The following is a 13196-nucleotide window of genomic DNA, read 5'->3' as shown; positions in this document are numbered from 1 at the left end:
AGGCAAGGCACGCCGCCAGCGTTCGTCCTGAGCCAGGATCAAACTCTCCAATAAAGTGTTTGACTTGCTCATTTGTTGTTATAGTGTGTACTCACTTAAATTTAAACGTTGGCGCTTTGTTTTGTTCAGTTTTCAAAGAGCAAGTTGTTATCACTTATCTCGTAAGCGACTTTATTAAGTTAACACGTTAATGTATTAACTGTCAACATGTTTTTTAAAAGTTTTTTCGAGATGTTTCTCCGCCGCTGTGAAAGCGTATGTCCCTCAGCGACGTTTATAACTATATCATCATACAAACATAAGGTCAACAACTTTTTCAAAAAAGTTATCGAGCTTGATAATTACGATGATAAACTTCATGCCCCTTAGTCTCAATTTCAACGACTTCAACTATAGCCTTATCTATTAAGTATTCTAACAAAACACTTAAATCAACTGCATAATGAGCGAGTTCAGGGTGTTCCATTAATTCTGATATACTCCAGTAGCCCTGTCTTTCTTTCATTATTTCTACTAAATGCTGTGAACCTGTATTGGTTCTGGAATAGATAAGAAATTCACTAGCGAGAAACAAAAGTTCAAGTCTCTTCTCGATTGTCTCCTCACTGTTGACAAGCTCCTCATAAAGTTTAAAAATTTCTGGTTCCATATATTTCACTTGATTCCAGACTGTTACCTCTGGATAAAATCCTTGTTCAATCACTTCTAATCTAGCGAGATGGTGCAAAGAATGGACCACATGATTGTAGGCGTCTAGATAATGCCCATCTTCAAAAAATGCTTTTCCATCTATATACCTTCTTATTAATTTAGCAAATTCGATACCAATCTTAATTTTTCGTCCATAGAAAGGAAATTCACGAAGTTCTGTTTTCAGATTGTAGAGATATTCATTACGATCGTATAGAACCTTTCCATTTTGAAGCCAATCGACAACTTTGCGATTCGTGCCAAGCAATAGCCATTCTTTTAATTGTTTTTCCTGAACGATATGCAGAGCTGCTTTTTGATCTTTATATGTATAATGTTTTAAGAAAACTGGTTCTTCCGCTTCATCTACTATTACAAATAAAATATAATCAAAGGTGTCTGTATTTGAACTTGTGTTTTTCCTTTTTTCTATTAAAAGTATGCCAAGTGTTGACTTTAAGCTTGCCCGCTCTTGATAAATCGGACGAAGAATATCTTCCATCTCTTAATTCCCCCAATAAATTGTGGTATGTTTACTTGTTCGACATTTCAACTATAATCCCTGCAAGGGAACATTCTTTTATAGATATTTTCCCGTTTCTTTATTTGCTATGTTTTTACTGAATATTCTCTTCTTTCCCAGTGAAATATGATATAGTAAAATTTCAGGAGGGACAACTATGGCGAAATATTCTAGTAAAATAAATAAAATCAGGACATTTGCTCTCAGTCTGGTCTTCATCGGTTTTATTGTGATGTACGGAGGGATATTTTTCAAATCCCATCCAATTGTTATGACGATTTTCATGTTGCTTGGTCTTCTATTTATTGTAGCTAGCACGGTCGTCTATTTCTGGATTGGTATGCTCTCAACAAAAACGGTGCAGGTCATTTGTCCAAACTGTAATAAACCCACAAAAATATTAGGCAGAGTTGACATTTGTATGCATTGTGACGAAAGTTTAACGCTGGATAAAAGTCTTGAAGGTAAAGAATTTGACCAAAATTATAATCGTAAACAAACTCACCAAAAACAATGAGAGGCAGTCCTGTCTCTTTTTTCTTTTGTTAGCAATTCAACTCACTATGTTCTGACCTTTTAAACCGTGTTTCATTATGTAGATAGTTTACAAATTACTAAACATTAAAAAGGTTCCAGCCTTAAGTTAAGGCGGAACCTTTTTTAGTGCAAGCTTTTTCCTTGGCAAGCTGGACAGTCTCCGTAAACTTCTAAACGGTGGGTATTCACTTTAAATCCAGTTACCTGTGAAGCAAAGTGCTCAACTTCGTCTAACGCTGGATAGTGAAAATCAACAATTGTACCGCATTTTTCACAAATCACATGGTAATGGTTTGTTGTGACAAAATCGAATCGCGCCGAGGAATCCCCATATGTTAATTCTTTAACCAGACCAACCTCACGAAATACTCGAAGATTATTATAAACTGTTGCCACACTCATATTTGGAAATTTACCTTCCAATGCTTTATAAATATCGTCTGCAGTTGGGTGAGACATCGAGTTTATTAAATACTCAAGTATTGCATGACGTTGAGGGGTGATACGTACTCCGGTATCTTTCAATGAATCCAATGCTTCTTTTAATAGCTCTTGGGACACCGTAATGCACCTCTTTTTCTTATCAAGTAAATATTCTTACTTTAGAATATTTATAATTAGTGTACCTTTGGTTAGCTTACTTTGTCAATGCTTCTACTAAATCAATAACAAATCCTTGGGTATTCATTTAATTTTACCATACCAAGCACTTTTCTTTAAAATCAAATTAATATCCTTTTTTTGGATCAACCTCATTAATAAAACTTGATTTTCGTTCGAGATAAGTTGAAAGATTTTGTTCAAAAATCTGGAACGCCCGCGGAAGATAATTGTAAGACCTGCTTGATAAATGAGATGTTACGATCACATTATCCATATTCCAAAATGGATGACCCTTCGCCAGTGGCTCAGGATCGAATACGTCGAGAATCGCATGGGCTATTTCTTGATTAGCCAGTGCCGAAAGTAGAATATTCTCATCTACTACGTCTCCTCGCCCAATATTTACAAACACAGCTGAGTTCTTCATCGCCTTAAAGTGTTCTGCTTGGAGGAAACCCACAGTTTCCTGTGTGGACGGTAAAATGGATATAAGATAATCAGCTTGCGAAAGCTCAGACAAGATAGCCTTCTTTTGGATGATTCGGTCCATATATTCAGTTTGTCTACCACTTCTATTCAAACCTACTGTCTTCATATTAAAAGCTTTAGCGATTCGGGCAATTTCACCACCGATTGCACCCGTACCAAGGATAAGCATTGTTTTTCCATTTAATTCACCTACCCTAACATCACGATCCCATTTTTCATTCCTTTCGTTTTCAAGCAACAACCTCCCCTTTTTTTCGTGGAGAAGAACCATAGCGAATGTATATTCAGCCATGGGGGTTTTATGTATACCACGGGCATTTGTTACGAGAATATCTCTTTCAATAATCGCCTCAAAGGGCATTCTTTCAAGACCTGCAGACATGACCATAATCCATTTAAGCATGGGGGCTTTTCTAATATGTTGATTTTCTAAATCTTCACCATATGTAATTAAAACTTCAGCATGAGATAATTCATCTGTTTCAAGATCCTCTTGATAGTGAAAGTCAATATTCGGGAACTTAGCAGCCATATCTGTTTGAATCGATTTTGGTGGCACAATTGTTGATAATACAAGCATTTGTATTCCTCCATTATTTATATGTTTTCTTTATTATATCTACGTCACAATCCATTATTTTTTTCATAAAAAACCGCGAGCACTAGGCCCGCGTAAGTTATTTCGAGGAGGTATTCCCATACTTTAGCATATTCAATGATAGAAAAGTTGAGTTGGACAAAAGCCTTTTCCAAGAAAAATAGGCAGGCTATTTTAACTGATCAGGGTTTAATCCCTCTAATTCTGGTAATGTAAACAAACCATCCTTGCGAATACAAACATCATCAAAATAGATTTCGCCGCCACCATATTCGGGACGTTGAATTAATACCATATCCCAATGAATGCTAGAGCGATTTCCATTATCAGCTTCTTCATAGGCCTCACCTGGTGTGAAGTGCAGACTTCCACAAATTTTTTCGTCAAAAAGAATGTCACCCATTGGTTCTGTAATAAACGGGTTTACACCAATAGCGAATTCACCAATATAGCGTGCACCTGCATCTGTATCAAAAATTTCATTCATTTTCTCCATTTGATCAGACTTCGCTTCAATCAACTTACCTTCTTTGAAGGTTAATGATACGTTCCGGAAGGTTATGCCTTGGTATGGACAAGGAGTATTAAAGGTAATGATTCCATTAACACTTTCCTTGACCGGAGCGGTAAATACTTCTCCATCAGGAATATTATTCGCACCGGCACAAACAACAGCTGGAATACCTTTTATTGAAAAGGATAAATCCGTTCCTTGTGATACGAGACGTACTCGATCAGTACGTTCCATTAATTGTTTCAATGGCTGCATAGCAAGATCCATTTTTTCATAATCAGCTGTACTTACTTCTAGTAAAAAATCTTCAAAGCTACTTAGACTCATGCCTGCTTTCTGTGCCAGACCCATTGTTGGATAATTAAGCAGTACCCAACGACGATTATTGACATAGAAGAATGTTGGCTTCTTCATCGCTTCACCGCGAATTCGATGCTTTTCTGTCGGGATTTCCGAAAACTCCGCGTCATTTTCTTCCCCATAGGCAATGATGACTGCATCTGTATCTTCATATTTTTTCATCATCCAGGATGCCAGTGTTTCAAGTTGTTCCTTTTCATAACCTAACGCTAAATGGCGGTTCAATTCGTCATCCATAATATCAATATATGGATAGGCTCCTAGTTTATACGTTTCATCAATTAATTCTTTCATTAATGGTTTTGCATTGTAGTGCCCTCTTATTAATACACGCTCTCCCGCTTGTAGTTTTATCGAATAGGTCAGCAGGAGCTTTGCCAGTTTATTCAGTCGTTCGTCTCTCATCTCATCCCTCGCTTATTCTGCTCTGTTTCGCAAGTATTCGAGTGCTTCTTCAACGTGGCCTTCAACCTTGACTTTACGCCATTCTTTAACTAGCGTTCCTTTTTCATCAATTAAAAAGGTCGAGCGTTCTATTCCCATATATTCTTTGCCGAAGTTTTTCTTTAATTTCCATACTTCATATGTTTCAGCTACCTCATGATGTTCATCTGCTAATAATGTAAATGGCAGGCCATGTTTGTCGATAAATTTCTTATGGCTAGCTATAGGATCTGGACTGATTCCAAAGATAACCGCATTAAGCTCATCAAACTGAGTATGCTGATCCCTAAAATCACATGCTTCTGTTGTACATCCTGGTGTCATGTCCTTCGGGTAGAAAAAAAGAACGATATTTTTCCCTAGATAGTCAGATAATGAAACTTCCCCACCTTCGCTTGCATGAAGTGTGAAATCCGGTGCTTGTTCTCCTACTTGTAGTGTCATTTTGATATCCTCCAGTTTCTAATCTATAGATTCTATAATTAGGGTACCTAATTTTGTTAGCTAAGACAACTTTCACCTCTTATTTCGTTCATGCTGATCCATTTCGCCCACTGTTCGAATTACGAAGGCTACCGGTAGTGCATAGCCGATGAACGCTTGAAGCGTCGCTACCATTCTTCCCATCCCAATTGGACTAATATCACCGTAACCGACAGAAAACATTGTCATCGCACTGAAATAAAATGAGGTTAGTAATTGTTGGAAGAAGTCCCCTTCTACTCTCTTGCCATTATCAAGTATGACTGCATGATTTTGCAGTTCAAATAAAAGATATATTAACGCAAAACCAATTAAAATCGTCGCATATAGATTAATCGCCCACCCAAGTGTTTCCATCGAGAAGCGTTTCTTATCACCGGTAGTCAAGAATAATGTACGGATACTCATGACCATACAAAAAATAATAGCAATGAACAATGCATAAAAAGTCATCCCCATTCCTCTTTTCACAATAAGGTGAAACTACCTTCGGCTAAACCAGGAAAAACTCCCTCATACTATACCTACTCCTTGTCCAGCTCATATATGTGTAAAGGATCGAAATTGAGGTCAGACCCCCTACCCATCAAGCTAACACTGAAGAATAGTTAGATAAGAGCTATTCTTATAAGACAATTATCCATGCTAATAAAGAAAAACATGCCAAATATGACTGAAATAGGTCATTTTTCTGTGTTATGCTGTTTTTGTTTTTGTTAATCTAGATTTGAGCCACTTGATTTCCAAATTTATCACCCACCCTTATGATAGAAAGTGACGAAACAGTCCTCATAAAGAATGGCAAATGTAACTTATATAAAGTTTGATTAAAAACCGATTGAAAACCCTCTTTCTACGGAAAAAAAGACCCCGTTTTGAAAAAAGCAGATCAAAATGGAGTCTTCTCTTCTTGAACATAGGTGGGTATTAGTCGAGTAGGCTCAGGGGATTTAACTCAAAGCAGCCTGCCCGTCTTTCTCCAACGCATGCCTCCATTTCGTTCCAGCCCGGTTTCCGAAGCCCAACCCTCTATTCAAGGAAGCAGATCTTGGCAACTGATTCAGGGGGTTATGCTCAAGGAAGCATTCATGCGGGCAGATTCATTCTGCAGCCATGACCGCAACTGATTCGGGAAAGGATAGCTAATCATCGCTGCATGGAAGCACAAGCAAAGAAGCGAACTCATAGAAGTCGATCACTCAGTAAACTCAAAGCAGCCGATCCGTCCTTCGCTATGAACAAATCTAAGGATATATAAATGTGATTTATAGCCATACTAATAAAGATTAAAATTTCATTAGGAGGCAATATTATGGGAAGATCAAACAATCAAAAATCATCTAGCAGTAAAAATTCATTACCTCAAACTCCCAAAAACTTAAAAATAGAACCGGATCGGGTGGATGAAGAGTTTTCTCGTGAGCTAGGTGAAAATGGGAAAATAAGAGCTACAAGACCTAAATGAAACTTTTTAAAAAAAGGAAGTATTTATGCGAGCAGATTCATTCTGCAGTCATGGTCGAAGCCAATTCGGTGAATTACAGCTGCTCATCGCTGCATTGAGAAAACAAGGCGCATTCTATCAACATATAGACAAAAAAGAAGTTAATCATCTATATATAACAGGTGATTAACTTCTTTTTCTCATTATATGGACTTTTTCAGTGTCGTTGATGAAAGGTCGAGTACCTTTTTCCCCTCGTTGTCCGAAATTGTTAACATTATGAAGATTAATGATGGGATAGCAAAAGCTAGGTTTACCATGATCCCTGCAGATGCTGCCAATTCTGTGTTTCCAGTTGCTACGATTGCACCATAAACTGCTGTTGAAATCGCTATACCAAATGAAAAACCAAGTGAGCTGGACATTTTATAAATTCCTGAAGCAACCCCAACTTTATTTTCTGGAATATTTACTACAGCAGTATCAGTAGATGGAGTTGCGTATAATCCAAGTCCAATACCTGAAAACATGAAACCAATAAAGACGGTGATTACATATGCTAAGTCAGGTAAGAATGTTAACGCTGTTAGACTAATCCCAAGTGGAGTTATTATTGAAGCTGCAATCATTGGTTTTCTTGCACCTACTTTTTGCAGCATTTTCTCACCTACACGGATCATCACGAGCACAGCGACTAAGTTACCTATGGTTAATAAACCTGTTTGAAAGGCTGTAAACCCTCTCGCTACTTGCACATACGTATTCGCAACCACAACTGTTCCAGCAATTGCATTTTGTAAAAAATTAGAGGTTACTGCTCCCGTATATGCTTTAGTTTTAAATAAGGAAAATTCAATAAATTTATTTGATTTTTTTATTTCAACCATAAAGAATATAGCACTTCCAATGATAATTACATTCATTAAAGCAACAGTAAGCGGGCTCGTCCAGCCAAACTCGTGTCCACGTGTAACTACTAAATTTAATGCCAGCATAATGATAATAAAGATGAAGAGACCAGTAAAATTAAATTTAGATGTGTTTGATTGTTCAGCTTTACTTTCTGGTGTATCTTTCAATAAGTACATCGCAACTAAAGAAATAACAATGGACAAGACAAAAATCCATCTCCAGCCCATATACGTAGCAATCGCACCACCTATTAAAGCACAACAACCGGCTCCTCCCCATGAGCCAAATGACCAATAACTAAGAGCACGCTGTCTATCTTCTCCCTCGAAATTTGCTTTAACTAAAGCAATAGTTGACGGCATAATACATGCTGCAGAAATACCCTGGATGATACGCCCAGTGATTAAAAGTGTAGCATTTTGTGCTAAAACAAGGCATAGGGATCCAATAATGCTTAAAACCAGTCCTAAATAAGTCAGTCTCTTACGGCCAGCTTTATCTGAAATTCCACCAGCTGCAACAATAAACATACCTGAAAATAAGGAAGTTAAACTGATGGCAATATTTAGAGTTCCTAGTGATATACCTAAATCTGCTTGAATTGCTGGAATAATATTTACCATCGACTGGGCAAATAACCAAAATGTAAGTACAGCTAGTACAATACCGATAATCATTTTATTTGAACCGCGGACGCTTTTTTCCATTATGATCCCCCTATAATTTGGTATAGCTCCTTATGTTCATCTTTGTCTAACATCCCCAATGGTAAGCGCTCTCATTTATTCATAATTAAAGCTTTTTATAAGTAATACTCAATAAAACAAATTACTTATAAATGGATATGATGATAAAGAGAAAGGGATTGATCCCTTCTCTTCATTATCAACTTTATCTTTATCTATTTACTTGTATAGTTGAAGCTAGTTGCAATTTATTTTCTTTTTCCTTTAATATAAAACTAATAAAGTCAAGAATAAGCCTTGCCCCTACTTGACTCGTAATACCGGTAGGGTCGTACGGAGGAGATACTTCTACTAAATCGAAGCCAATTACATTTCCTCTCTTCGATATTCCTTCCAACAGCTCATTCACTTCATCATAGTACAAACCACCAGGAGAAGGTGTGCCTGTTCCTGGTGCCAAAGAAGGGTCTAGTCCATCGATATCGATTGTTACATAATAATTTTCCCCTTCAGGGATTAGATCTAATACCGAATCGATACCCATTTTTCTCATTTGTCTTGGTGACAAGATTTCGCTGCCATAATCTTTAGCGGCATCTACATCTTCCTTTTTACTACTACTAATACCACGAATGCCAAATTGGAACATTTTATCGACATGCTCCATTTCTGCTAAACGGCGAAGTGAGCTTCCATGCCCGAATCTTTGCCCCGAGCGGTGATCCGCCCAATCCAAGTGGGCATCTATTTGGATAACGTGGAACGGACCAATGGAATCTAACGCTCTTCCGACTGGAATGGTAACGGAATGATCTCCGCCCATTACGACAGGCATCGCTCCTTTGGAAATGATTTTTCTAATCGATTCTTCAACATTGTCGAAGCTCTGCTCCAAATCACCATGTACCATATCTACATCTCCACAATCGACTACTTTGCAGTCAGGCCCTAAATACATAATATCTTTTTCAATATCATAGGCTCCATCTAAACCGAAACTATATAAAGTGGAACCTTCTCGTATTCCACGTGGTCCCATCCTTGTACCTGATTTCCACTGCGTACCCATATCATAGGGCACTCCAATAACCGCCACATCTGCATCTAGTTCATCAAGGCTTGTACAGATTGGATACTTGCCAAATGAGCATATTCCCGTAAACGGAAGGTTAAGAACTTGTTTTTCATTTTGATTAGCCATTATAAATCCCCCTCATAATATAAAAGTTTTCATTTCAAGAAAAAAGGACTTTGTCAGCACTGTCTTTCTTGTTAACTTTATTAATGCAAGTTCCATGCCAACAGCAGAGATAAGGATTTCATCAAAAAATCTAGTCAGCTTTGACTAGGTATTCTTAACATATTGATTGATTTTTCGATTGGCCGTGGATTGGCTAATCCCTAACTTCTTTGCCAGCTTAATACTGCTTGGATATTTTTCATACATCCGAACAATATAATCTTCTTCAATCATCTCCATATATTGATCTAATGTCAGATCACCTTCTTTTGAAGGGGTGATACCAACTTGGTCAACGTCAATAAAGTTTTCATTTGAAGTAATTAATATGCGCTCTATGAAATTTCTAAGTTCCCTTATGTTACCCAGCCACTCCTGTCTGTTTAGCCAAGAAATCATATTTGTGGAGAATTCTTTATTCATATTGTGTTTATCGTTAAACTCATCTAACAGGTCAGAGACTAATAGATTTATTTCTTCCCTTCTTTCACGTAAAGGGGGAATTGCAATCTTTATGACATTAATTCTGTAATATAGATCTTCTCGAAATCTTTTTTCAGCAATTAATTTTTGTAAGTCTTGGTTTGTGGCGCATATTATTCTACAATTTAAATGAATGATTGAATGGCCACCCACTCGCTGAATCGTTCGATTTTGGAGAACGGACAATAGATTAACTTGGAGCTTGAGCGGCAGTTCAGAAATTTCGTCAAGAAAAATGGTTCCTTTTCCTGCAGCTTCAAAATACCCTTTCTTTCCACCTTTTCTTGCGCCAGTGAACGCTCCTTCCTCATATCCGAACAGCTCTGATTCAATTAATGATTCAGGAATGGCTCCACAGTTTACCTCAATAAAAGGCTCATTCTTCCGATTGGATTTTTGATGAATTTTCTGAGCAATGTAGTTTTTTCCAACTCCCGATTCCCCTTCCAATAATACTGTGACATCTAAGCTGGAGACTTTTTCAACAATACTAAACACTTGTCCCATTTTTCCATTATTAATAGGGGAAGCGTACATTTGTTTATTTTTCATCTTTTCAATTTCTTTTTCATATAAAAGCATCGTTTTAGCCACTTGATCATTTGTTTTTTTGAGATAATCAAGTTCTGTAATATCTCTTGAAAAGCTAAGAGCCCCCCAAAGCTTTTGATTTTCATCAAAAATTGGATAACCAGACACAACTAGTTTTCTCCCCATTGCAGTTTCTTGAATGATTGTTTCAATTTTTCTTGTTTGCAACCCTTTTCCAGTAACCGAAGGAGATAATATACCATTCTTCTCTAATGTAAATACATTTTGATTCATAATTTTCTCGGTATCGATTCCAAACAAATCCTTAAATTTTTCACTTAAAAATATAATGTTGCCGTTTGCATCTGTTACAAAGATTTCGTCAAATGAATATTTAATAATTTTTTCTAAAAGTAGATGATTTTGCTGTGATGAAAGCATTCATTATTCCCCCTAGTCAGTTATGACTACATATTATTCTGAATTGAATATATATTCAATCATCTACTGGTGACATTATAAAAAAATATTTATTTCAACCATCTTTTACTGCAATTAATTTCATTTGTGAAATTTTTAGCTTATTAAATTAAAAAAATAGCGAGAACAATGAAATAAATGTCATTGTTCTCGCTATAGGGGTACCGTCACATAGCCATCAAGTTAACAAAACGAATTTCCCCTAAAATGAAAAAAACGTTATTCTTTCAGAAAAATACTTGAAAAGGATGACGTTTTTTATGAACCTCTCGCTTTCTGAAGATTTACATCTATTCTCACAAGAATTACAAAGCTTCCTATCTCCAATAGTCCTACAAGATATCGCCAAACAAGTTGGCTTTGTACAGTGATCTAGTAAGTATCAAGCAAACGAACTCATTGCACTTTGCGTATGGCTCAGTCAGGAAATCGCTAGCACATCACTTACACAATTGTGCAGTTGGTTAGAAGCTTCTACTGTTAGCTTGATGGGTATGGGGTCAGACCCTATTTCCCGAATTCCTAAACACACAAAAACCCTTGTTATATCAAGGTTTTTTGTGGTAGTGTGCAGAGGTCAGATCCTATTTCCCAGGTCAGTTCCCGGCACCTCGGTATTTGCGGATTCCTCTGTTCCAGATAAGGATGGCCAGTGTGAAGAAGACAATTCCAATTAGTGGTGTTGCGAAGGAAAAGGCGTACCATTCTTTCTTACCAAGGAAGTACGCGGCTGGGTATACACCTACAAAGGCAAATGGTAGGACCCATGTTAACAGAAAGCGAATGATTTTATTATAGATATCAACCGGATAGCGGCCATAGTTACCGATATTGTACATCATCGGCATAATGGAGGTTTTGGCATCTGACCAAAATCCAATACTCGCAATCGCAATGAAAATCGCCGCATACGCTAGTGCTCCGCCAATCGCAAATATAATAAACAAGAGCGGATCATACCAAGTAATAGCTAGATTTAATGAAGAACCAGCATACACAACAATCACAAGTCCAGTCACAACCCCAAAAAGTGATTCAAGCTCCATCCGCTCAAGAATAACTTGAAACAAACTATGTATCGGCCTTGTTAATATCCGGTCCATCTCTCCTTTCACAATATAGCGGTCATTAAAGTCCCATATGTTAAAAAAAGAACTAAACAGCGCAAAAGGAATGAGGAAAAAGCCATAAATAAAGATAATTTCATCACGGCTCCAGCCGCTTAAAAATTGCGTATGTCCAAAGACAACGAGAATAAAAACTAAGTTCACTGTCTGATTGAGAAAATCAGAAAGCATTTCCACAACAAGATCGGCTCTATATTCCAACCGAGTTTTCATATACTGGCTCATATATTGAAAAAACATAGTTACATAAAACATATCTTCACCCCCCCTGTATGGTCAGCTGTTTTTTTGCGGCTGCCCATAGTAATCGAATAGGTACCAACAAAATGAGCACCCAAATTGATTGCTGAAGTAATGCATAAATGATTTCACTGCCACTAAACCCATTGGTAAAAATCATACTTGGGATATAACTAATTCCTTGAAACGGCAGATATTTCATAATATCTTGAGCCCAAAATGGATAAAAACTAATCGGTAAAAGCAAGCCTGAAAAGAGGTCAATGATTACTCGTTTAGCTCGAATTAATCCTGCATTATTATAGAAGAAGAACGCTGTAATCCCCGTAAGTAGATTAATCTGTGTGTTAATAACAAAGCTTAACAACAACGAGATACCGAATAATCCCCAGCTTGCCGGGTTATGAGGTACCTGGATTGGAAAAATGAGTGCAACCAAAATCATTCCTGGTATTGAAAAGAAAAAGAATCGAAAAATTCCTTCTCCCAACCCTTGCATCGTCTTCATCCCTAAGTAGTTATAAGGTCGAATCAATTCAATTGCTACTTTCCCTTCTTTAATCTCAAGCGCAATTTCACGATCGATATTATTAAAATAAAATGCACGCGCCATCCAGGCAATAGCTACATAAGTTGTCATTTGAACGCTTGTTAATCCTTCAATAGAGGATTTTTCTCCGTAAATCGCATTCCATAAAAAATAGTAAGCACCAATATTAATACTATAAATTAATATCCCCGTGTAATAATCAGTTCGATACGCTAGCATCATGAGAAAGCGCATTCGTATCATTTCAAAGTACTTGTCCATG

General features: G+C 37.1%; 14 protein-coding genes, 1 rRNA gene and 1 pseudogene (1 of these 16 only partly in view). 4 read left to right on the top strand and 12 right to left on the bottom strand.

All coding sequences use genetic code 11. The annotated features are described in order from the left end of the window. Positions 1-54, bottom strand: a 16S ribosomal RNA gene (locus AC625_RS25440) (it extends 1537 nt beyond the left edge of the window). A gap of 271 nt (positions 55-325) precedes the next feature. Next, complete coding sequence (locus tag AC625_RS04575) at positions 326-1192, bottom strand: nucleotidyltransferase-like protein (RefSeq protein WP_049680210.1); 867 nt, start codon at positions 1190-1192, stop codon at positions 326-328. A 178-nt stretch (positions 1193-1370) separates the two neighbouring features. Between AC625_RS04575 and AC625_RS04570 the strand changes: the two genes are divergently transcribed. Continuing rightward, complete coding sequence (locus AC625_RS04570) at positions 1371-1730, top strand: YgzB family protein (RefSeq protein WP_049680209.1); 360 nt, start codon at positions 1371-1373, stop codon at positions 1728-1730. Positions 1731-1873: 143 nt separating this feature from the next. Here AC625_RS04570 and perR read toward each other — a convergent pair whose 3' ends face one another. From perR to AC625_RS04545, 5 genes are all read right to left on the bottom strand, one after another. Continuing rightward, positions 1874-2311 (bottom strand): peroxide-responsive transcriptional repressor PerR, encoded by a 438-nt coding sequence (gene perR, locus AC625_RS04565; protein ID WP_156187418.1) that lies wholly within the window; start codon positions 2309-2311, stop codon positions 1874-1876. Between the two features lie 166 nt (positions 2312-2477). Then, complete coding sequence (locus AC625_RS04560; RefSeq protein ID WP_049680207.1) at positions 2478-3422, bottom strand: D-2-hydroxyacid dehydrogenase; 945 nt, start codon at positions 3420-3422, stop codon at positions 2478-2480. A 187-nt stretch (positions 3423-3609) separates the two neighbouring features. Then, a complete protein-coding gene (locus AC625_RS04555) occupies positions 3610-4719 on the bottom strand; it encodes an aminopeptidase (RefSeq protein ID WP_049680206.1) in 1110 nt (369 codons plus the stop codon). 12 nt (positions 4720-4731) lie between these two features. Next, complete coding sequence (gene bcp, locus AC625_RS04550) at positions 4732-5202, bottom strand: thioredoxin-dependent thiol peroxidase (protein WP_049680205.1); 471 nt, start codon at positions 5200-5202, stop codon at positions 4732-4734. Positions 5203-5274: 72 nt separating this feature from the next. Beyond that, entirely contained in the window at positions 5275-5694 is a 420-nt protein-coding gene (locus AC625_RS04545; RefSeq protein ID WP_049680204.1) for a potassium channel family protein, read from the bottom strand. Positions 5695-6553: 859 nt separating this feature from the next. Between AC625_RS04545 and AC625_RS25435 the strand changes: the two genes are divergently transcribed. Together AC625_RS25435 and AC625_RS26430 are read left to right on the top strand one after the other, a co-directional pair. Then, positions 6554-6706, top strand: a complete 153-nt coding sequence (locus AC625_RS25435; RefSeq protein WP_082190942.1) for a YfhD family protein — start codon at positions 6554-6556, stop codon at positions 6704-6706. Positions 6707-6731: 25 nt separating this feature from the next. After that, a complete protein-coding gene (locus AC625_RS26430; protein WP_156187417.1) occupies positions 6732-6875 on the top strand; it encodes a hypothetical protein in 144 nt (47 codons plus the stop codon). A gap of 13 nt (positions 6876-6888) precedes the next feature. Here the strand turns inward: AC625_RS26430 and AC625_RS04540 are convergent, their stop codons facing one another. The 3 genes from AC625_RS04540 to AC625_RS04530 all read right to left on the bottom strand — a co-directional run bounded on the left by AC625_RS04540 (position 6889) and on the right by AC625_RS04530 (position 10978). Further along, entirely contained in the window at positions 6889-8307 is a 1419-nt protein-coding gene (locus tag AC625_RS04540; protein WP_425415476.1) for an MFS transporter, read from the bottom strand. A 187-nt stretch (positions 8308-8494) separates the two neighbouring features. After that, positions 8495-9484 (bottom strand): agmatinase, encoded by a 990-nt coding sequence (speB, locus tag AC625_RS04535; protein WP_082190941.1) that lies wholly within the window; start codon positions 9482-9484, stop codon positions 8495-8497. Between the two features lie 144 nt (positions 9485-9628). After that, positions 9629-10978, bottom strand: a complete 1350-nt coding sequence (locus tag AC625_RS04530; RefSeq protein WP_049680201.1) for a sigma-54 interaction domain-containing protein — start codon at positions 10976-10978, stop codon at positions 9629-9631. 299 nt (positions 10979-11277) lie between these two features. Here AC625_RS04530 and AC625_RS26425 point away from each other — a divergent pair. Next, positions 11278-11508: pseudogene (locus AC625_RS26425) on the top strand (IS4 family transposase); the annotation flags it as partial. Between the two features lie 105 nt (positions 11509-11613). Here the strand turns inward: AC625_RS26425 and AC625_RS04520 are convergent. Further along, positions 11614-12399: an ABC transporter permease gene (locus AC625_RS04520; protein WP_049680200.1), complete on the bottom strand. Its 786-nt coding sequence runs from the start codon at positions 12397-12399 to the stop codon at positions 11614-11616. Between the two features lie 4 nt (positions 12400-12403). After that, positions 12404-13195 carry an ABC transporter permease gene (locus AC625_RS04515; RefSeq protein ID WP_049680199.1) on the bottom strand — a complete coding sequence of 264 codons (792 nt, stop codon included), beginning with the start codon at positions 13193-13195 and terminating at the stop codon, positions 12404-12406. Position 13196: the final 1 nt, after the last annotated feature.

The organism is Peribacillus loiseleuriae, from assembly GCF_001183985.1.
Classification (GTDB): Bacteria; Bacillota; Bacilli; order Bacillales; family DSM-1321; genus Peribacillus; species Peribacillus loiseleuriae.
Note: the sequence above shows the minus strand (reverse complement) of the source record. Positions and strands in the feature narration are given on the sequence as shown.